The sequence below is a fragment of the Streptomyces sp. NPDC051364 genome (assembly GCF_040682115.1).
Classification (GTDB): Bacteria; Actinomycetota; Actinomycetes; order Streptomycetales; family Streptomycetaceae; genus Streptomyces.
Genome location: NZ_JBFBAH010000004.1, coordinates 513,022 through 536,590, shown reverse-complemented (window position 1 = coordinate 536,590; position 23,569 = coordinate 513,022). Strand labels below are relative to the sequence as shown.

At 70.5% G+C, this 23,569-nt stretch carries 4 protein-coding genes; all 4 read left to right on the top strand.

Annotated elements, in window-relative coordinates; genetic code table 11:
- The first annotated feature begins 406 nt into the window (after positions 1-406).
- Positions 407-1,990, top strand: a complete 1,584-nt coding sequence (locus AB0M76_RS12080) for an AMP-binding protein (RefSeq protein WP_365952745.1) — start codon at positions 407-409, stop codon at positions 1,988-1,990.
- Between the two features lie 55 nt (positions 1,991-2,045).
- Positions 2,046-3,332, top strand: coding sequence for a 5-aminolevulinate synthase (hemA, locus tag AB0M76_RS12075; protein WP_365952744.1), 1,287 nt, complete (start codon positions 2,046-2,048; stop codon positions 3,330-3,332).
- A 5-nt stretch (positions 3,333-3,337) separates the two neighbouring features.
- Positions 3,338-4,873, top strand: a complete 1,536-nt coding sequence (locus AB0M76_RS12070) for a long-chain fatty acid--CoA ligase (protein WP_365952743.1) — start codon at positions 3,338-3,340, stop codon at positions 4,871-4,873.
- A 104-nt stretch (positions 4,874-4,977) separates the two neighbouring features.
- Entirely contained in the window at positions 4,978-23,568 is an 18,591-nt protein-coding gene (locus tag AB0M76_RS12065; protein WP_365952742.1) for a type I polyketide synthase, read from the top strand.
- Position 23,569: the final 1 nt, after the last annotated feature.

Sequence of the window (23,569 nt, the reverse complement as noted above, 5' to 3'; positions counted from 1 at the left end):
CCGGCACGGCGCCTCGCCGCGTTGTCGCAGCACCCTGGTACGTCCAGTACAAGCGTGCCGCTCCGCCTTGCGATGCACCGCACCGGACGACGCGGCAACGCACCCCACTTCCCCGAGGCCGCTCAGGCCTCCAGCCGCACCGTCAACTCGGCGACCCGGGACTCGGGTTCTTCCACACGCTCCAGGACCACGGTCTCCTGCCTCGATCGCATCGACCGACGACCGCACCCGGCACCGCCCCCCCTGGGTAGCCGGCGCGGTGCGCCGATCGGCTACCCAGATCGTGATGCCTTCCGGCACTCCGTTATAGCCAGTCGAACGATCTACCGCTACTTCAGTGGCACGGAGAAGATTGAACGGCCCAATTAGAAGCGTCGTCATAGTTGGCAAAATCAAAGGAAGTCCCATGAGCCTGCCCGAGCCTTGGTGGCGTGCAAGTCAAAGTTATGTCTCGGAGATCCTCTCACTGTTCGCAGCCGCGCCCGATCGAGATGTCTTTCATTGGCGTGGCGAAGCCTTCTCCGGTGGCGACCTGATTCGGTCCGTGACTGAAACGTTTCTTGCGCTGCGCAACCGCGGAGTGGGCAGGGGGGATGTGGTAGCGATTCTGGTCGCACCCAACAGCCCTGAGACGCTCACCGTGCGGTACGCGACACATCTGCTCGGCGGCGCCGTGTGCTATCTGCGAACCACTAACCCTGGTACCAGGGCAACGGTCCTCCCGCTGGATCACCAGATCCAGATCCTGCGTGAGACCGAAGCCGTGACCATCTATGCCGATGCCGAAGGTTCGGAGCGCGCGGCAGAGCTTGCTGATGGTAGTGGGATCCCGGTGACGCGACTTCAGCACGGGGAAGGCGATGAGGCTGGCCGGGCCGATGTTGCCGGCACCCCGGACGCCGTTTCATGGGACCCGAATGCGCTGGCCTTCATCAACTTCACGAGTGGCAGCACGGGACGGCCCAAGGGAATCCGGTTGTCGGGCCGAGCATGGGAAGCCACCGTGCGCGCATGGATGGATGTCGGTCGTGAGTACGACTGTGCGTCGATCCTGATATCGACCCCTCTGAGTCATGGCGTCGCCCCGATGGCAGACGCGGTCTTCGCCATGGGCGGAGCGCTCTATGTCCATGAGGCCTTCGATGCCGAGAAGTTCGTGGACACCGTCTCCGCGGAAAAGGAGATCTCGTGGACATTCATGGCGACAAATCACGTGTTCCACGTCCTCGATCATTTGCTTGAGCGAGGAATCGGCGACAGGGATGCCTTGGAAGCTGCGGGCCTTTCTTCGCTGAAGCGGATCGTCTACGGCGGCAGCCCCGCGGCGCCCGCCAGAATTGCACAGGCTTTTCGGATTTTCGGCCCCGCTCTGGCGCAGGGTTATGCCGCGAGTGAGTGTGGTCGGATCACGATCCTGACGCCTGAGGAGCACGGCGACCCGGATCTCGCGGCCACTGTCGGTCGGCCCTTCCCTGGGGCGGAGGTCACTGTCTGCAACTCGGATTCGGGTGCGCAACTGGCGGTCGGGGAAATCGGTGAGGTTCGCGTCCGCTCGCCTCAGATGATGGACGCCTATAACTGTGAACCGGAACTGACTGCACGAGTTCTTCGTGACGGATGGTATTTCACCGGAGATATCGGTCGTCTCGACGAGCGAGGCTATTTGACTCTCCTGGGTCGGGTGGCCCACGTCGTCAAGGTCGGTGGCGTCAAGGTTCACCCCATAGTTCTCGAGGCGGAAATTCTTGCCCACCCGGGTGTCCGGCACGCCGCCGTCTACGGCGTGCAGGACGAGGATGGAAGCGATCACATCCACGCCGCAATCGAATGCGATCCGGCTGAGGTGGTCGAAGTGGAGGACATCCGCGCGAGCATTGCCGAGAAACTGTCCCCGATTCACGTGCCCGAGAAGATACATGTCTTGAGCGAACTGCCGATGAATAGCAACGGCAAGCCCGACAAGGCGCTCCTGAAGTCGCAGTATTCCTAGCGCAGACCTTTCGGTTCGCAGGTCAATCCAACCGCTACGTCGAGAAGGCGAGTGAATGAACGTTCACCTGGCATCATACCTGAGTGGGAACACCGCTGATGATCTTGCTGAAAGCAAGCGCGAGTTCCTGGAGATCGGCCGCCGTTCCGGCCATTACCCCATGGCCAGTGCGCGGCGCGATGGGGTGGATTCGGAAGTAAGTGTCTGGTGCAGCAACGACTATCTGGGAATGGGCCAGAATCGCCAGATCGTTGAGGCCATGCACGCCGCGATCGATGCCCATGGCGTAGGCTCCGGAGGTTCCCGGAATATCGGTGGAACCAACCACTATCATGTCCTTCTCGAAAATGAGCTGGCGGATCTGCACGGCAAGGAATCCGCTCTCCTTTTCACGTCGGGATACACGGCCAACGAGGGGTCCCTCTCCGTGCTGGCGGGGCTCCCGCAGGACACCATCGTATTTTCCGACGCGAAGAACCACGCCTCGATCATCGACGGTCTGCGGCACAGCGGCGCGAAGAAGCACGTCTTCAGGCACAATGACGTCGCCCACCTGGAAGAATTGATCGCGGCCGCTCCCGCAGACTCCCCGAAGCTTATCGTCGTGGAATCGGTCTATTCCATGTCGGGCAACGTTGCGCCGCTCGCCGAGATTGCCGACATTGCGGACAAGTACGGTGCCACGACCTTCATCGACGAGGTCCACGCGGTCGGCATGTACGGCCCGCAGGGCGCCGGCATAGCCGCGCGGGAAGGCATCGCCGATCGGTTCACGGTGGTGATGGGTACCCTGGCAAAGGGTTACGGAACGGTCGGCGGCTACATTGCGGGACCGGCGGCCCTCGTGGACGCGGTGCGGACCTTTTCGCGCTCGTTCGTCTTCACCACCTCGCTGCCGCCGGCGGTCGCGGCCGGTGCGCTGGCGTCGGTGCAGTACCTGCGGTCCTCCGATGTCGAGCGAAAGCTTCTCTCGGAGAATGCGCAGCATCTGCACAGCCTGCTGATCTCGGCCGACATCCCCTTCATTTCGACGGACTCCCATATCGTTGCGGCCTTCGTCGGTGATGACGATCTGTGCAAGCGGGCGTCCCAGCTGCTGTTCGAGCGGCACGGGATCTACGTCCAGTCCATCAACGCCCCCAGCGTGCCCGCGGGCGAGGAGATCCTGAGGATCGCTCCGTCCGCCGTGCACGACCAGAAGGATGTCGAGAACTTCGCCGACGCCCTTCATGGAATCTGGAAGGAATTGAACATCCCTACCGCCAGTGCCCGGGACTGGTCCACGTCCGCGCTCCGCGGTGGCGGCGCCCGAACCGCCGCGAAAGACGGACTGCTGTCGTAATGACCATGTCAGTTGCCGGCGTGCTGGCCGACACGGCGGCGCGGCGACCCGAACACTCGGCCGTGATCTACGAGTCCGAGCATTTCACCTACGGGTGGCTGTGGGAACAGGCACGGCGCTATGCCTCCGTGCTGCGAGCCAACGGGGTACGGCCAGGAGACCGGGTCGCCATGCTCCTGGTCGACACCCCGCAGTTCCCCGCTGTGTACTTCGGCGTGCTGGCGGCCGGCGCCGTCGCGATCCCGCTGAACGTCATGTCGACCGCGTCGGAGATCGATCACGTAATGACCGATGCCGACGCCCGTTTCCTGGTGTGCGCCGCCTCCTTGCTCGCACGGGCGAGAGAGGCGGCGGAGTCGCTCGGCACGGTGCTCCTCACGGTCGGCCCGGGCCCCGCGGGCACGGTCGACCTGGAGAACGCGGCACAGGACACGGCACCGATCGACGATTGCGCGGTGCGGGAACCCGACGATGTCGCGGTCGTGTTCTACACGTCCGGTACGACGGGTGAGCCGAAAGGTGTGATGCTCACCCACCGGAACATTCTGTACAACGTCGAGAGGATGGTCGCCACTCCGTACATGTTCCGGAGTGACGACGTACTGCTCGGGTGTCTTCCGCTGTCGCACGGCTTCGGTCAGATCTGCGGCATGCTGACTGGATTCCGCGCCGGTATTTCCATCGTCATGATGCCGAGGTTCTCCGGACGGGAGGCCCTCGCGTTGATGACGGAACACCGGTGCACGGTGTTCATGGGCGTGCCGACCATGTATTTCAAGTTGCTCGATGCGGTGGCCCAGGGAGAGCCAGTTCCTCGGCTCGACCGCGTGTACAGCGGGGGATCGGCGCTTCCGGTCAAGACCCTCGAGGATGTCCGAAGCACATTCGGATGTCCTGTGTACGAGGGCTACGGGATGACCGAGACCTCCTGCAGCGTTGCCTATCACTATCCCGGCCTGACTTTTCGATCCGGAACGGTCGGTGTTCCGATCACTGGCATCACTGTCGGTATAGCTCGGCCGAATGCCGACAGGATCGATCTCCTGCCCGTCGGTGAGGTGGGCGAGATCGTGGTGCGCGGTCCGAATGTCATGGCCGGATATCTGGGTCGCCCGGATATCGCCGCCGAGGTTCTGATCGACGGCTGGTTCCTTACCGGTGATCTCGGCAGGCTGGACGGCGACGGCTACCTTTCGGTCGTGGGCCGTAAGAAGGACTTGATTCTGCGTGGTGGCTACAACGTCTATCCGCGCGAAATCGAGGAGATCCTCCTCGGGCACCCGGACGTGGCGCAGGTGGCGGTGATCGGTGTTCCGCACCCTGTGCTTGGCGAGGAGGTCTGGGCGATTGTCGTGCCTGCCCGGCCGGAGGACGTCACCTCTGGATCGGACGAAGAGCTCATCGAATGGGGCAAACAGCGTTTCGCCGCATATAAGTACCCTCGTCGAGTCGAGTTCACCGACGCTCTCCCGATGGGGTCCAGCGGAAAAGTTCTCAAGCGGGTGCTCGTCTCGCAATACGAGTCGACCACCAGCTCGTAGCTACAAACGAAACAGAATCACATGGGCGTAGCACCCGCGGCACCGCTGCGAGTGCTACGCCTCCGCTCAGGCATCGTACGTAACAATAGGTAGGGCGACCGACCATGGGTGAATTCCAAGCTGACACGTCGACATCGACCGAGGCCATCGCCATCGTCGGTATGTCCTGCCGACTGCCGCACGCGGAGAACCCCGCGCAACTGTGGCAGCTGCTGCGCGACGGCCGCAGTGCGATTGGCGCGCCCCCGGCAGGCCGCCCCGAACTGCCCTCTCGGCCGGGGGGCTATCTCGAGGACGTCAGCGGCTTTGACGCGGGCTTCTTCGGCATCAGTCCGCGTGAGGCGTCGTCGATGGACCCGCAGCAGCGGCTGATGCTCGAGCTCGCCTGGGAGGCACTGGAGGACGCCAGGATCCTCCCGTCCGACCTCGCAGACAGCCGGACCGGTGTCTTCGTCGGCGTCATTGCCGACGACTATGCCGCCCTCACGCGTCAGCACGGGTTCGAAGCCATCACCCGTCACACCCTGACCGGTCTCAACCGCGGCGTCGTTGCCAACCGGATCTCCTACACCCTGGGGCTGCACGGACCGAGTGCGGCCGTGGACACCGGCCAGTCCTCCTCGCTGGTCGCCGTGCACCTGGCAGTCGAGAGCCTGCGCCGCGGCGAGTCCGCCATGGCCATCGCCGGCGGTGTCAACCTCAATCTGGTGCCGGACAGCACCATCGGCGCGGAGCGGTTCGGCGCACTTTCACCGGACGGCCTCAGCTTCACCTTCGACGCCAGGGCGAATGGATACGTACGCGGTGAGGGCGGCGCGTTCGTGGTGCTCAAGCCGCTGCACGCCGCCATAGCGGACGGCGACCCGGTCTACTGCGTGCTGAACGGCAGTGCGATGAACAACGACGGGACGACCGAGGGTCTCGCCGCGCCGAGTCCGGCCGGCCAGCAGGATGTCCTGCGACAGGCGTACGAGCGTGCCAAGGTGTCCGCGGAGCAGGTGCAGTACGTCGAACTGCACGGCACGGGAACCAAGGTGGGCGACCCGATCGAGGCGTCGGCCCTGGGCGCGGTGCTCGGTGACGGCCGCGTGGACGGAGCCGAGCTGCGGGTCGGATCGGTGAAGACCAACGTCGGACACCTTGAGGGTGCCGCCGGCATCATCGGCCTGCTGAAGGCGGCGCTCTGCATCCGTCACCGCGAGCTCGTGCCGAGCCTGAACTTCGAAACCCCCAACCCGGACATTCCGTTCGACGAGTGGAAGCTCGCCGTGCAGCGAAGCCTCGGGGCATGGCCGCGGCCGGACGAGCCGCTCTACGCGGGTGTCAGCTCGTTCGGCATGGGCGGTACGAACTGCCACGTCGTGCTTTCGGACTGGCGCACCGAATCGGCGGCGGAAGAGGAGTTGCCCGGCGCCGAGTCCGGCTCGGGTGCGGTGCCGTGGGTGGTGTCGGGCAAGTCGGCCGAGGCCGTGGCCGGTCAGGCGGAGCGGCTGGTGTCGTTCCTGGAGGGGCGGCCGGAGCTGGACGTCGCGGCGGTGGGTCGGTCGCTCGCGGTGTCGCGTGCTCGTTTCGATCACCGTGCGGTGGTCGTGGGGGAGACTCGCGAGGAGCTTCTGGCGGGCGTTCGGGCGCTGGCTGAGGGCATGCCTGCGGCTGGTGTGGTGTCGGGTCGTGCGGTGCCGGGCGGTGCGGGCAAGACGGTGTTCGTGTTCCCGGGTCAGGGTTCGCAGTGGCAGGGCATGGCTCTGGAACTCTTCGACTCCTCCCCGGTGTTCGCCGCCCGGCTGGTGGAGTGTGAGCAGGCTCTGGCGCCGTTCACGGACTGGTCGCTGCTGGATGTGCTGCGCGGTGTGGAGGGTGCGCCCGGTTTCGATCGGGTGGAGGTGGTGCAGCCGGCGCTGTGGGCGGTGATGGTGTCCCTGGCCGCGTTGTGGCGCTCGGTGGGCATCGAGCCGGACGCGGTGGTCGGCCACTCGCAGGGTGAGATCGCGGCGGCCGTGGTCGCTGGTGCGTTGTCGCTCGAGGATGCGGCGAAGATCGTCGCGTTGCGCAGCCGGGCGATCGTGAAGCTGGCCGGTACGGGTGGGATGGTGTCGGTAGCCCTGCCGGCCGACGAGGTCCGCGAGCTCATCGCCCATTGGGGCGGCGCGATCGACATCGCCGCACACAACGGCCCCGTGAGCACGGTCGTCTCCGGCGACCCGGAGGCCCTGGCCGACCTCGTCGCTCAAAGTGAGGTCAAGGGATACCGTGCCCGCACCATTCCGGTCGACTACGCCTCTCACTCCGCCCACGTCGACTTGCTGGAGGAGGAGCTGCGGGAACTGTTGGCCGGCGTCACGCCGCGTACCGGTGACATCAGGTTCTTCTCCACTGTCACCGGGCAGCCGCTGAACGGTGAGGAGCTCGACGGCGGGTACTGGTTCCGCAACCTCCGCCGGACCGTCCGGCTGGAAGAGGCCACCCGTGCTCTGCTCGGCGACGGGCATCGCGTCTTCATCGAGGTCAGTGCGCACCCGGTGCTCACCTCGGCCCTCGGCGACACGGCCGACGAGGCCGGCGTCGGCGGCACCGTCGTCGTCGGATCGCTGCGGCGCGACGACGGTGGACGGGGTCGTTTCCTGGCCTCGGTCGCAGAGGCGCACGCCAACGGCGTGGAGGTGGAGTGGGAGCGGTTCCTGCCGGGTTCGGGCCTGGTGGACCTGCCCACGTACGCCTTCCAGCGTGAGCCCTTCTGGCTGGAGGGTACGGCGACCGGGCCGGTCCAGGTCCGGACCGTCGCGGCAAGGCGGAGCGCTCCGAAGCGGTCCGCGCGGCGCGGCGATGAGCTGGAGCTGGTGCTCGCGCACGTGGCAGCGGTGCTCGGCCACGGATCGGCGCGCGACGTGGACATCGACACGACCTTCAACGACCTGGGCTTCGACTCCCTCGCGGCCGTCGAGCTCCGGAACGCGCTGAACAGGGCCACCGGGCTCTCGCTGCCCCCCGCCCTCCTCTTCAACTACCCGACCCCGGCCGTACTCGCCGAACACCTCAGTGGTCAGCTCCGCGGCCTGGACCAGGACCAGGACCAGGAGGACGACGCGTACGAGGCCGTGGCCGTCGACGAGCCGATCGCGATCGTGGGCATGGCGTGCCGGCTGCCGGGAGGGGTCGCCTCTGCGGAGGACCTGTGGCGTCTGGTCAGCAGCGAGGCCGACGCGGTCGGCGGATTCCCGACCAACCGGGGCTGGGACCTTGATGCGCTCTTCACCCCCGATCCGGACAGCCCCGGCAAGACCTACGCCACCCAAGGTGGTTTCCTGCACGACGCGGACCGGTTCGATGCCGAGTTCTTCGGCATCAGTCCCCGCGAGGCGGCGGCCATGGAGCCCCAGCAGCGGCTGCTGCTGGAGACGGCCTGGGAGGCCTTCGAGCAGGCGGGCATCGACCCCGCCGCGTTGCGCGGCACCCGCACCGGTGTCTACGTGGGCGCGACGGCAATGGAGTACGGGCCGCGGCTGCACGAGCCGTCCGGCGGGTACGACGGCTACCTGCTGACGGGCAACACCGCCAGTGTGGCCTCGGGCCGGCTGGCCTACACCTTCGGGCTGGAGGGCCCGGCGGTGACGGTCGACACCGCCTGCTCGTCCTCGCTCGTCGCGCTCCACCTCGCCGCGCAGTCGCTGCGCCAGGGCGAGTCCTCCGTGGCCATCGCCGGCGGTGTGTCCGTCATGGCCACGCCCGGCATGTTCGTGGAGTTCTCCCGGCAGCGCGGGCTGTCGCCGGACGGGCGCTGCAAGGCGTTCTCCTCGGCGGCGGACGGTACGGGCTGGGCCGAGGGCGTGGGTCTGCTGGTGCTGGAGCGGCTGTCGGACGCGGAGCGCAACGGGCACCAGGTGCTCGCGGTGATCCGTGGTTCCGCCGTGAACCAGGATGGTGCGAGCAACGGCCTGACGGCCCCGAACGGGCCTTCGCAGGAGCGGGTCATCCGCGCCGCGCTGGCCAACGCCCGCCTGTCGGCGTCCGAGGTGGACGCGGTGGAGGCGCACGGCACGGGCACCATGCTCGGCGACCCGATCGAGGCGCAGGCGCTGCTGGCCACCTACGGCCAGGGCCGCGAGGAGCCGCTTGGACTCGGCTCGCTGAAGTCGAACATCGGTCACACGCAGGCCGCGGCGGGTGTCGCGGGCGTGATCAAGATGGTCATGGCCATGCGTCACGGGGTTCTCCCGGCGACGCTGCACGTGGACGAGCCGACCTCGCACGTCGATTGGTCGGCCGGCGCGGTGGAGCTGCTGACGCGGGCCCAGGAGTGGCCGGAGCTCGACCGGCCGCGCCGGGCGGGCATCTCGGCCTTCGGCATCAGCGGTACCAACGCACACCTCATCGTCGAGCAGGTCACGCAGAGCGAAGCTCCCGTGGAGGAGCGGTCGGTGTCGGGTCCGGTGCCGTGGGTGGTGTCGGGCAAGTCGGGGGCCGCTCTGTCGGAGCAGGCGGATCGGCTGGTGTCGTTCCTGGAGGAGCGGCCGGAGCTGGACGTCGTGGCCGTGGGCCGTTCGCTGGCCGCGTCGCGTGCTCGTTTCGATCACCGTGCGGTGGTCGTGGGGGAGACCCGTGAGGAGCTCCTGGACGCTCTGCGGGCGCTGACCCCGGGCGAGGCCGTACCGGCGGGTTCGGTGGCGTTCCTGTTCTCCGGGCAGGGTAGTCAGCGTATCGGTATGGGCCGTGAGCTGTACGCGGCGGAGCCGGTGTTCGCGGCTGCGTTCGACGAGGTCGTCGGGGCGTTGGACGTCCACTTGGACCGTTCGCTCGCCGGGGTGATCGAGGGTGAGCCGGAGCTGCTCCAGCGGACGGTGTTCACCCAGCCGGCGTTGTTCGCGGTCGAGGTGGCCCTGTTCCGTCTGCTGTCTCATTACGGGGTGACCCCGGACTATCTGGTGGGTCATTCGGTGGGTGAGCTGGCGGCGGCCCACGTGGCGGGTGTGCTGTCGCTCGAGGACGCCGCGCGTCTGGTGTGTGCGCGGGCGCGTCTGATGGAGGGTGTTGCCGAGGGCGGGGCGATGGCTGCCCTGAACGCGGGCGAAGCGCGCGTCGCCGGGTGGCTCGAGGGTCGTTCCGGTGTGGACGTGGCCGGGTTCAACAGCCCTGCAAGCACCGTGATCTCGGGTGACGAGACGGCAGTGCTCGAAGTCCTGGAGCTGGCTCGCGGGGAGGGTGTGAAGGCGACGCGGCTGAAGGTGAGCCACGCTTTCCACTCCGCGCACCTGGACGGAATGCTGGCGGAGCTCACCGAGGTCGCCCGGACCCTTACCCATTCGGCTCCCCGGATCCCGGTCGTTTCGAATGTCACCGGTGAGGTGGTCGAGGAGTTCACCGCCGAGTACTGGGCCGTTCAGGCCCGTTCGGCGGTCCGTTTCGCCGACGGCATCGCCACGCTGGCCGGTCTTGGTGTGACGGCGTTCGTGGAGCTGGGTCCCGACGGGACGCTTGCGGGTCTGACGGGCGAGTGCCTGGCCGACACCGAGGGCATCGTCGTGGTTCCGGTGCTGCGCAAGGACCGTGCCGAGAAGCGCTCCCTCCTCGCCGCCCTGGGCGCTGTGCACGCACATGGCGTGGATGTGGACTGGGAGGGGTTCCTGCCGGGTTCCGGTGTGGTGGAGCTGCCGACGTACGCGTTCCAGCGTGAGCGCTTCTGGTTGGACGCCCCGCGTTCCGGTGATGCGGCGGGTCTGGGTCTGACGGCCGTGGATCATCCGCTGTTGGCTGCGATGATCACGGAGCCTGATGGTGATGCGGTGCAGTTCTCGGCTTCGGTGTCGTTGTCCTCGCATCCGTGGCTGGCTGATCACGCGATCGGTGGGACGGTCCTGGTTCCGGGGACGGTGTTCCTGGAGCTCGCGGGCACCGCGGCCGAGCAGCTGGGTTACGCCACCGTCGAGGAACTCACCGTCCAGGCACCCCTGATCCTCTCGGAGAGGACGGGCGCCCAGCTGCGGCTGACCGTCGACCGGGCCGACGCGCGCGGCGATCGTCGGTTCACCGTGTACTCGCGGACCGGCGAAGAGCAGTGGACCGCCCACGCGGCCGGCCTGCTCACGTCCTCCGTCCCCTCGCCGGGCGTTCCCCTGGACCAGTGGCCCCCGGCCGATGGCACCCCCATCCCGCTGGACGGCGTCTACGACCGCCTCGACGACCTGGGCTACGGCTACGGGCCGGCCTTCCACGGCCTGCGTGCCGCCTGGCGCGCCGGCGACGACCTCTTCGCCGAGGTCGCCCTGCCCGACCAGCTCCACACCGAAGCCGCGCGCTTCGGCTTGCACCCCGCCGTCCTCGACGCGGTTCTGCACCCGCTCGTGCTGGAGGCCGCGGCCTCGGCGCAGGACGACAGCACGATCCGTCTGCCGTTCTCGTTCTCGGGCTTCGTGCTGCACGCGGTCGGTGCCACGGTGCTGCGCGTCCGCTGGACCCGTACCGGCCAGGACACGGCCCGTCTCGCTCTCGCCGACGGCGCCGGCGCTCCGGTGGCGGCGATCGAGTCGGTCGCCCTGCGGCCGATCGCCCGCGATCAGCTCGCCGTTGCCGGCCCGGCCGTGGAGTCCCTGTACCGGGTGGCCTGGGAGGCCGTCCCGGCGGCCGAGCCGGTCGCCGATCAGCGGTGGGTCCGGCTGGGCGGGGCGCCCTACGCCGACCTCGCCGCGCTCAGCGCCGCGGTCGACGCCGGATCTGCCGTACCGGAGTTCGTGGTGATCGGCGAGCAGGAGCTCGTCGTCGGCACCACCGGTGACGTACTCGACCAGACCCACGCCACGGCGGCGCGCGGGCTGGAGGCGGTGCGGCAATGGCTGGCCGCCCCGCAGTTCGCGGAGAGCCGTCTCGTCCTCGTCGTGCCGGACGGCGCGCTGCACACGGCCCCGCTCGTGGGCCTGATCCGTACTGCGCAGACCGAGCAGCCCGACCGACTGGTCCTCGCCCACGTGGACGAGGGTGGTCTGGAGCTGCTGCCTGCCGTGTTGGCTTCGGGTGAGCCTGAGGTGGCGGTGCGTGGTGGCGGGCTGTTCGTGCCGCGCCTGGCGCGTGCTGCGGGTGTCGTGGCGGGTGTGGTGGAGGGTCTGGATCCGGAGGGCACGGTCCTGGTGACCGGCGCTCTGGGTACGTTGGGCCGTCTGGTGGCGCGTCGGTTGGTGACGCATCACGGTGCGCGGCACCTGCTGTTGGTGTCGCGTCGTGGTGGTGAGACTCCGGGCGCTGCCGAGTTCGTGGCGGAGCTGGCGGAGTTGGGTGCGCGGGCTCGGGTGGCGGCGTGTGACGTGTCGGACTTCGACGCGCTGGCGGGTCTGTTGGACGAGGTCGCGGTCGAGCGTCCGCTGACCGCCGTGGTGCATACGGCGGGTGTCTTGGACGATGCGACGGTCGCCTCGCTGTCGGCCGGTCATCTGGAGCGGGTGATGCGTCCGAAGGTGGACGCGGCCTGGAACCTCCACCGCCTCACCGAGTCCCGCGGCCTCGCCTCGTTCGTCATGTTCTCGTCCATCGCGGGTCTCATCGGCAACGCCGGCCAGGCCAACTACGCGGCCGCGAACACCTTCCTCGACGCCCTCGCGCAGCACCGCCGCGCCCAGAACCTGCCCGCCACCTCCCTCGCGTGGAGCCTGTGGGACAGCGCCGACGGCATGGCCGCAACCCTCGCCGACGCCGACGTCGCGCGGTGGAAGCGGAGCGGAATCGTCCCGCTGACCCCGGAACTGGGTCTCGATCTGTTCGACGCGGCGCTCGCCTCGGCGGAGCCGCTGCTGGTCCCCGCCGAACTCGACCTGGGCGCCCTGCGCGCCCGGGCCGAGGAGAACGCGCTCCCCGAGCTGTTCACCGGCCTGGTCCGCGTCCGCCGCCGGCAGGCGGCCGGCGCCGCCCGCGGCGCCGACTCGTCGTGGGTCCAGCGGCTGATCGCGCTGGCCGCGGAGGAGCGGGCGCAGGCCGTACTCCAGACCGTACGGGAGACCGTGGGGCTGGTTCTCGGGCACGGGGCCAACACCGGCATCGACCCGGCCAAGGCATTCAAGGACACCGGCTTCGACTCCCTCATGGGTGTCGAACTGCGCAACCGGCTCAACTCGGTGACCGGGCTGCGACTGCCCACCACCCTCGTGTTCGACCACCCCTCGCCCCAGGCGGTGGCGGACTTCCTGCTGGACCGGCTCGACGCGACCGGAACGGCCGTCGTCCCGTCGGTGGCCGCCCACGCCCCGGGACTGGACGAGCCGATCGCCGTGGTCGGTATGGGTTGCCGCTACCCGGGCGGGGTCTCCTCGCCGGAGGACCTGTGGCGGCTCGTGGCGGAGGGCCGGGACGCGATCGACGAGTTCCCGTCCGACCGCGGCTGGGACGTGGAGGGCCTCTTCGACCCGGACCCCGAGAAGATCGGCAAGTCGTACACGCGCAAGGGCGGATTCCTCTACGAGGCCGCGGAGTTCGATGCCGAGTTCTTCGGTCTGAGTCCGCGTGAGGCGATCGCGACCGACCCGCAGCAGCGTGTGCTGCTGGAGGTCGCGTGGGAGGCGCTGGAGCGTGCGGGAGTCGACCCCGCCTCGCTGCGCGGTTCCTCGACCGGTGTCTACGCGGGTGTGATGTACAACGACTACGGGTCGCGGCTGGGGAGTGCTCCGGAGGGCTTCGAGGGGCATTTGCTGACGGGCACGATCGGGAGTGTCCTGTCGGGTCGGGTGGCCTACACGTTCGGTTTCGAGGGGCCGGCGGTGACGCTGGACACGGCGTGTTCCTCGTCGCTGGTAGCGGTGCACCTGGCCGCTCAGGCGCTGCGCCAGGGCGAGTGCTCGATGGCACTCGCCGGCGGTGTCACCGTGATGTCCACGCCAACGACCTTCGTCGAGTTCTCGCGTCAGCGCGGTCTGTCGCCGGACGGGACCTGCAAGTCGTTCGCGGCTTCGGCGGACGGTACGGGTTGGGCCGAGGGCGCGGGCATGCTGGTGCTGGAGCGTCTGTCGGACGCTCAGCGGCTCGGGCACAACATCCTTGGTGTGATCCGTGGTTCCGCGGTCAACCAGGACGGTGCGAGCAACGGCCTCACCGCCCCCAACGGGCCCTCGCAGGAACGCGTCATGCGCCAGGCCCTCGCCAACGCCCGCCTCGCTCCGCACGAGGTGGACGCGGTCGAGGCGCACGGCACCGGTACCCGGCTCGGTGACCCGATCGAGGCCAACGCGCTGCTGGCCACCTACGGCCAGGACCGCGAAGAGCCGCTGCGTCTGGGATCGATCAAGTCGAACATCGGTCACACGCAGGCTGCCGCGGGTGTCGCGGGCATCATCAAGATGCTGATGGCGATGCGTAACGGGGAGCTTCCGGCGACGCTGCACGTGGACGAGCCGACGCCGCACGTCGACTGGTCGACGGGTGCGGTGGAGCTGGTCACCGAGCGTCGGGCGTGGCCGGAGGTGGCGCGTCCGCGTCGCGCGGCCGTGTCCTCGTTCGGTATCAGTGGTACGAACGCGCATGTGGTCCTGGAGCAGGGCCCGGAGCCGGTCGTGGCCGGTGAGCCGGTGGTGGCGGGGCTTCCGCTGGTGGTCTCGGCGAAGAGCGAGGCGGCCCTGGCGGCGCGTGCCGGCCAGGTGCGTGAGCTGCTGGCCTCGGAGATCGTCGACCCGGCGCGGGTGGCTTCGGCTCTCGCGACCCGAGTCCCGCACCTCCCCTTCCGGGCGACGGTTTCGGGCGCCGGCCGGGATCAGCTGTTGGCGGGTCTTGAGGCGCTGGCCTCGGGTGGGTCCGCGGCGAACCTGGTGCAGGGCGCGGTCACGGGCTCGGGCAAGACGGTGTTCGTGTTCCCGGGTCAGGGTTCGCAGTGGCAGGGCATGGCTCTGGAACTCTTCGACTCCTCCCCGGTGTTCGCCGCCCGGCTGGTGGAGTGTGAGCAGGCTCTGGCGCCGTTCACGGACTGGTCGCTGCTGGACGTCCTGCGCGGTGTGGAGGGTGCGCCCGGTTTCGATCGGGTGGAGGTGGTGCAGCCGGCGCTGTGGGCGGTGATGGTGTCCCTGGCCGCGTTGTGGCGTTCGGTGGGCATCGAGCCGGATGCGGTGATCGGTCACTCGCAGGGTGAGATCGCGGCGGCCGCGGTGTCGGGGGCGCTGTCGCTGGACGACGCGGCGAAGGTCGTGGCGTTGCGCAGCCGGGCGATCGTGAAGCTGGCGGGTACGGGCGGGATGGTCTCGGTGGCCCTGCCGGCCGACGAGGTCCGCGAGCTCATCACCCGTTGGGACGGCGCCATCGACATCGCCGCACACAACGGCCCGCGTTCCGTGGTGGTCGCCGGAGAGGTGACCGCTCTTGAGGAGATGGTCGCCCACTGCAAGGCCAACAAGATGCGCGCCAAGCGCATCCCGGTCGACTACGCCTCCCACTCCGCGCACGTCGAAAGCCTGCGGGACGAGCTTCTCGACGCCCTGTCCTCGCTCACCCCGCGCGCCGTCAAGGTGCCCTTCCTCTCCACCGTCACCGGGCAGCCGCTGGACGGCACGGAGCTCGACGGCTCGTACTGGTTCCGCAACCTCCGCCAGACCGTCCAGCTGGAGGCGGCCACCCGGACCCTGCTCGACCAGGGCCACCGCGTCTTCATCGAGGCCAGCGCCCACCCGGTGCTGACCATCGCGCTCCAGGAGACGATCGACGACACGTCGTACGACAGCGCCGTCACCGTGCCCTCGCTCCACCGTGACGAGGGTGGACTCGACGACTTCCTCGCCTCCGCGGCGCAGGCCCACGTCTCGGGCGCCCCGCTCGACTGGGCTGCCGTGGTCGGCGGACCCGGCGCGGTCGTCGACCTGCCGACCTACCCCTTCCAGCGCCGGCGCCACTGGCTGGAGGGCCCGGCGCCGGCCGGGGACGCGGGCGGGCTCGGCATGGCCGCCGAGCGGCACCCGCTCATCGGCGCCGCGCTCTGGATGGCCGACCAGGACAAGCTGGTCCTGAGCAGCAGGATCGCCCTGAACACGCAGCCCTGGCTGGCGGACCACGCCGTGGCCGGCACCGTGCTGCTCCCCGGTACCGCCTTCGTGGACCTCGCCATCCGGGCGGGTGACCACACGGGCCTCGACCAGCTCGACGAGCTGACCCTCCAGGCACCGCTGGTGCTGGCCGGCCGCGGCGGAGTACAGCTCCAGGTCGTGGTCGACGCTCCGGACGAGGAGGGCCGGCGCGCGCTGTCGGTCCACTCCCGCCCGGAGCCCGAGTCCGACGACGCCGCGGTCCACCCGTGGACCCTGCACGCCACCGGCGTACTGGGTCACGCGCAAGGACGTGCGGGCGTACCGGCCGACACCGCCTGGCCCCCGGCCGGCGCCGAGCCGGTCGACCTGACGGCGGCGTACGACACGCTCGCCGAGCGGGGCTTCCAGTACGGGCCCACCTTCCAGGGCCTGCGGGCGCTGTGGCGCGCCGGCCAGGAGACGTTCGCCGAGGTCGCGCTCCCGAAGGACGTCCCCCCGGGCGAGTTCGGGATCCACCCGGCCCTTCTCGACGCCGCCCTGCACCCGCTGGCGCTCGCGGAGGACGGCCGCCTGGTGCTGCCGTTCGCCTGGACCGGCGTTCGGCTGCACGCGGTGAACGCCAGCGTGCTGCGCGTACGGATCACCCCGGAAGGCTCGGGCGCCGCCCTGTCCCTCGCCGACGCCGGCGGTGCGCCGATCGCGTCGGTGAGGACGCTCAGCCTGCGGGCCGTGGACCGCGCGCGGCTGGCCGGCTCGGGCACCCCCCGCCAGCCGCTGCTCCAGGTGGAGTGGACGACCGCCCCGGAGGCCGCCCCGGCCGCCGGATGGGCCGTCCTCGACGACTCCGGCAGCGGCTGGCGGGGGCTGCCCGCCCCTCTGGGCAGCTACTCGGACCTCGGCGGCATCGTCGGGACCCCGCCGCTCGTCGTGGTCCCCTTCCCCGGCGAGGACGGCCCCGGCGCCGTGGCGCACCGGGCCCTGCGGCTGGCCCAGGAGTGGCTCGCCGAGGAGCGGTTCGCCGACTCGCGCCTGGTCTTCGTGACCCGTGACGCGACCACCGCCCGCACGGAGGCCGGACTCGGCTCGGCTCCCGTCTGGGGGCTGGTGCGCACCGCCATGGCCGAGAACCCCGACCGGTTCGGCCTGCTGGACCTGACGGACTGGGACCTCTCCGAGGCCGAGCTCGGCCGTGCGCTGGCCGTACCGGACGCGCAGGTGAGCCTGCGGGACGGGGCACTGCTCGTGCCGCGGCTGGTCAAGTCGCCCACGACGGACGACACCGTGCCCGCCCTGAACCCCGAGGGCACCGTGCTCATCACGGGTGCCACCGGCACCCTGGGCCGGCTGTTCGCCCGCCACCTCGTCGCCGAACACGGCGTACGGCACCTGCTGCTGGCGAGCCGCCGCGGCCGGGACGCGGCGGGCATGCTGGAGCTGGAGGCCGAACTCACGGCCCACGGAACCGACGTGTCCGTGGTCGCCTGTGACACGGCCGACCGCACGGCGGTCGGCGCGATGCTGGACGCGATCCCCTCGGAGCACCCGCTCACCGCGGTCCTGCACACCGCCGGCGTCCTCGACGACGGCACGCTGCACGCCCTCACGGCCGAGCAGCTCGACACCGTACTGCGCCCCAAGGTCGATGCCGCCCGGCACCTGCACGAGCTGACGGCCGGCCTGGAGCTGGACGCGTTCGTCCTGTTCTCCTCGCTGGCCGGTACGGTCGGCACCGCGGGACAGGCCAACTACGCCGCTGCCAACACCTATCTCGACGCCCTCGCGCAGCACCGCCAGGCGCTGGGCCTGCCCGGTACGTCGCTGGCCTGGGGCCTGTGGGCCGAGGGCAGCGGTATGACCGGTCACCTGACCGACGCCGACCTCGCCCGCATGTCCCGGGGCGGCATCGCCCCCATCGGCAGCGAGCAGGGGCTGGCGCTGTTCGACGCGGCCCTTGCAACCCGTCGGCCGGTGCTCGTTCCGGCGCTGCTGGACTACACCGGACTGCGGGCACAGAGCGAGGACGGCACCCTGCCCGCGCTCTTCCACGGCCTGGTGCGCCCGGCGCGGCGCGCCGCCGTCGGCGAGCAGGCGGGCGGGAACTCCCTCCAGGAACGCCTGGCGCCCCTGGCCCTCCAGGACCAGGAGCGCGCGCTGCTGGAACTGGTCCGCGGCGTGGTGGCCTCCGTACTGGGGCACACCGACGCCGACCAGGTCGCGCCCGACCGGGCCTTCAACGACCTGGGCTTCGACTCGCTCAAGGCAGTGGAACTGCGCAACCGGCTGAACGCGGCCGCAGGTCTGAAGCTGCCCGCGACGGTGGTGTTCGACTACCCGAACACGGTCGATCTGGCCGGCTTCCTGCGGACCGAACTGCTCGGCTCGGCCGCCGCGGTGGCCGTGGCCGAACCGGTCGTCGGCGCCTGCGACGAGCCGATCGCGATCGTGGCGATGGCCTGCCGCTACCCGGGCGAGGTCAGCTCCCCGGAGGAGCTGTGGGCGCTGCTGTCCGACGAGCGGGACGCCATCGGCCCGTTCCCGAACGACCGCGGCTGGGACCTGGACGGCCTGTACGACACGGACCCCGACCACGTGGGCACCTCGTACACCCGGCACGGCGGATTCCTCTACGAGGCTCCGCAGTTCGACCCCGAGCTCTTCGGGGTGAGCGCACGGGAGGCCACCGCCATCGACCCGCAGCAGCGCCTGCTGCTGGAAATCTGCTGGGAGGCCTTCGAGCGCGCGGGCATCGACCCGACCTCTCTCAAGGGCAGCCAGACCGGTGTGTTCGCCGGTGTCATGGCCAACGACTACGCGGCACGCCTGAAGGACGCCCCCGACGCCCTGGAGGGCTACCTGGCGGTCGGCAGCACGGTCAGTGTCGCCTCCGGCCGCGTCGCCTACACCTTCGGCCTGCAGGGACCGGCGATCACCGTCGACACCGCCTGCTCCTCCTCGCTCGTCTCCGTCCACCTCGCCGCCCAGGCGCTGCGGAACGGCGAATGCGGGCTGGCCCTGGCCGGCGGTGTGACCGTACTGGCCGCGCCCACCCTGTTCGTCGAGTTCAGCCGGCAGCGCGGCCTGGCACCGGACGGCCGGTGCAAGTCCTTCTCCGCGCAGGCGGACGGGGCGGCCTGGGCCGAAGGCGCCGGGATCCTCCTGCTGGAGCGGCTCTCCGACGCCCGGCGCAACGGCCGCCGGATCCTCGGCGTGATCCGCGGAACCGCCGTCAACCAGGATGGCGCGAGCAACGGCCTCACCGCCCCCAACGGCCCCTCCCAGGAGCGGGTGATCCGCCAGGCCCTGACCAACGCGGGCCTGACCGCCGCGGACGTCGACGCGCTGGAGGCCCACGGCACCGGCACCACGCTGGGCGACCCGATCGAGGCCCAGGCCGTACTCGCCACCTACGGGCAGGAGCGTCCGTCGCCCCTCCTGATGGGCTCCCTGAAGTCCAACATCGGACACTCCCAGGCCGCCGCCGGTGTGGCCGGCGTCATCAAGATGGTCATGGCGATGCAGCACGGGGTGCTCCCCAAGAGCCTCCACATCGACGAGCCCACCCCACAAGTGGACTGGTCCGCCGGCGAGGTGGAACTGCTCACCGAGGCGGTGGCGTGGCCCGAGTCCGGGCGGCCGCGCCGGGCGGGCGTGTCCTCCTTCGGCATCAGCGGTACCAACGCCCACGTCATCGTGGAGCAGCCGCCGACCGAGGGGACGGTCCCGCCGGCCGAGCCGATGCCGGTCGTGCCGCTGCTGCTGTCCGCGCACACCGACGCGGCCCTGCTGGCGCAGGCCGACCAGGTGGGCGCGGCCCTCGCCGACGCCGGGCAGCAGGACCTGGCATCGACGGGCCGGACCCTGGCCGTCGGACGGGCCGGACTGCCGCACCGCGCCGTGGTGGTGGCCTCCACCGCCACCGAAGCGGTCGACGGATTCGCCGAACTGACCGTGCGGGGTACACCCGTGAACGGCCGTACGGCCTTCCTCTTCACCGGTCAGGGCAGCCAGCGACTCGGCATGGGCCGGGAGCTGTACACCGCCTACCCCGCCTACGCCGAGGCCCTGGACGCCGTGTGCGCAGAGCTCGACCAGTGGCTGGAAGCGCCGCTGCTCGACGTCCTCTTCGGTGAGGACCCGGCGCCGCTGGACCAGACCGGCTTCACGCAGGCCGCCCTGTTCGCAACCGAGGTCGCGCTCTTCCGGCTCCTCGAGGGCTGGGGCGTACGGCCGGACTTCCTCGCGGGCCACTCCATCGGTGAGCTGGCCGCCGCGCACGTCGCCGGCGTCCTGTCCCTGGCGGACGCGGCGCAGCTCGTCGCGGCCCGCGGCCGGCTGATGCAGGCACTGCCCGGCGGCGGCGCGATGCTCGCCGTGCAGGCCGAGGAGCGGGAGGTGCTGCCGCTGCTCGCCGGACGGGAGGACCTGCTGGACGTCGCCGCCGTCAACGGCCCCACCTCCGTGGTGCTCTCGGGCGACGCGGAAGCCGTGGAGGCCGTCGGAGCCGAACTCTCCGCCCGGGGACGCAAGACCAAGCGACTGCGCGTCAGCCACGCCTTCCACTCCCCGCACATGGACGCGATGCTGGACGAATTCCAAACGGTGGCGAAGGGGCTCATGTTCGCCGCGCCCACCATCCCGATCGTCTCCACCCTGACCGGGCAGCCGGTCGGCGCCGAGGAACTGACCACGCCCGAGTACTGGGTCCGGCACGTCCGCCGGCCCGTGCGCTTCCTGGACGCGGCACGCGCCCTGGAAGCCGAAGGCGTACGGACCTTCCTGGAGCTGGGCCCGGACGGCGTGCTCAGCGCGATGGGGCAGGACTTCCTCGACGCGGGATCGCTCCTGGTCCCGGTGCTGCGCGGCGGGCGCCACGAGCCGCACACCGCCGTCACCGCCGTGGCCCACGCACACGTACGGGGCGTGCCGGTGGACTGGCGCGCACTGTTCGGCGAGAACGCCGGACCGGCCGCGGACCTGCCGACCTACCCCTTCCAGCGCCAGCGCTACTGGCTCACGGAGGGGCCCGGCGGCGACGTCACCTCAGCCGGACTCGACTCCGCACGGCACCCGCTGCTCGGGGCCGCGGTTCCGCTCGCCGACTCCGACGGTGCCCTGTTCACCGGCCGGATCTCGGCCCGCAGCCACCCCTGGTTCGCCGACCATGCCGTCGCCGGGACCCTGCTGGTCCCGGGCACGGCCCTGGTGGAGCTCGCGCTCCACGCGGGCGCCGCACTCGGCTGCGAGCGCCTGGAGGAACTCGTCCTCCAGGCACCCCTGGTCCTTCCCGACGAAGGTGCGCTCCGGCTCCAGATCACCGTCGGCGGCCCCGACGGAGAAGGCCGCAGGCCCGTCGCCGTCCACTCGCGCGGGGACCAGGAAGGCGACGTCTGGAACCGGCACGCCACCGGAACCGTGGTGGCCGCCGTTCCCGGCGGCCCCGAACCCGACCTCGCGTCCTGGCCTCCGGCCGGCGCCGAAACCCAGCCGGTCGAGGACCTGTACGACCGCCTCGCCGACCGGGGCTACGACTACGGCCCCGCCTTCCAGGGCCTCCGGGCGGCATGGCGTTCGGGCGAGGACCTCTACGCCGAGGTACGGCTGTCCGTCGACTCTGATGGATTCGCCCTGCACCCGGCACTGTTCGACGCCGCGCTGCACGCACTGCTCCTGGAGGAGTCGGCCGAACTACGGCTGCCCTTCTCCTTCGGCGGCGTCCAGCTCACCGGGTCCCGGACCGGCACCCTGCGGGTCAAGCTGTCACCCGGCCCGGACGGAACGGTCGCGGTCAGCATCGCCGACGAGACGGGCGCACCGGTCGCCACCGTCGCATCGCTCGCCCTGCGGGCCCTGCCGGCGGGGACCGCGCTGACCCGCCCCTCCGACCAGCACGTGTACGCGGTGGAGCGGGTCGGTGTGGAACTCCCCACCGGTGGCGACACGACCATCGTGGTCCTCGGCGAGGCCGACCTCGGACTCGCCGCCGAGCACCACGCCGACCTGGCCGACCTGGCCGCCTCGACGGCGGACGGCGCGGCCGCACCCGACGTGGTCGTCCTTCCGGTACGCCCGGCCACTGTGCAGGAGACCGGCCGGGTCACGGAGGAGGTGCTGGCGGTACTGCGGCAGTGGCTCGCCACCGACGCGCCGGCCGGAGCGCGGCTCGCCGTGCTCAGCACCGGGGAACTGGCGCACAGCGCACTGTCCGGGCTGATGCGGACCGCCGAGTCGGAACACCCGGGACTTTTCCAGCACGTGATCACGGACGGCCTGCCGGCCGGCCGCGAGCTGCTTGCCGCGGCCCTGGCCGATCCCCGACCGCAGCTCGAACTGCACGAGGGACAGGCCTACGTGACCCGGCTCGCCAAGGTCCCGTACCCGGTCCGGACCCCGGACGTCGACGACGCGTTCGACCCGGAGCGTACGGTGCTGATCACCGGTGGCACGGGCGCACTCGGAGCCCAGGTCGCCCGGCACCTGGTGACCGGCCGCGGCGCCCGTCGCCTGCTGCTCACCAGCCGGCGAGGCGGGGCGCAGGACCTGGTCGCCGAACTGACGGCGCTCGGCGCGGACGTACGGGTCGCGGCATGCGACGCGGCCGACCGCGACGCGCTGGCCGGACTGCTCGCCTCGATCCCGGACGAGCACCCGCTCACCGCGGTCGTGCACGCGGCCGGAGTCGTCGAGGACGCCACGCTGGAGGCCATGAGCCCGGAGAGCCTCTCCCGGGTCCTGCGGCCGAAGGTGGAAGCCGCCTGGAACCTGCACGAGCTGACCGCCGGACTGGAGCTGACGGACTTCGTCCTCTTCTCTTCCGTCGCCGGCCTGGTGGGCAACGCCGGACAGGCCAACTACGCCGCCGGCAACACCTTCCTGGACGCGCTCGCCGAACACCGGCGCGCCGAGGGCCTGCCCGCCGTGTCCCTCGCCTGGGGCATGTGGCAGGACGGGATGGCGAGCGACCTCGGCCGTGCCGACCGGGCCAGGCTCGCACGCAACGGGATCCTGCCGATGCCGACCGACCGGGCACTCGCGGCCCTTGACACGGCCCTGGCCGGAGCCAGGGCGCCACAAGCCGACGGCGGGGCGGGGACCCGACCGGTGCTCGCGCCGGTGGCACTCGACCTCGCGGTACTGCGGAGCCTCGGGGACGCACTGCCCGAGCTGTACCGGGGCCTGGTGCGCACCGAGCGCCGAGCCGGGCGGCGTGCCTCCGCTCCGGCGGAGATCCCGCTGGCGCAGCGGCTCACGGGCCTGGACGTGGAAGCGCAGCAGCAGCTGCTGCTCGACCTCGTCAGGGAACAGGTCGGCATCGTCCTGGCCCACCCGGCCCCGCGGACGATCGACGTCCAGCGCGGACTGCTGGACCTGGGCTTCGACTCCCTCACCGCGGTCGAACTGCGCAACAGGCTGGACACCATCACCGAACTGCGGTTGTCCAGCACGCTCGTCTTCGACCACCCGACCACCCAAGCCGTCGCCGAACACCTGCGGGACGAGCTGGTCGGCGAAGTGGCAGACCCGGTCCAGACAGCCCTGGACGCACTTGAGGCCGCTCTCTGGGCCGCCGGAGCGTCGGACAGCGACGGACCGGCAGGAGCGTACACCGCGCGACTGCGCGGCCTGCTTCGGGCGATGGACGGCGCCACCGACGGCGCCGACCTCGACCTGGCGACCGACGACGAACTCTTCGCAGCACTCGACAACGAACTCGGCAGGTAGA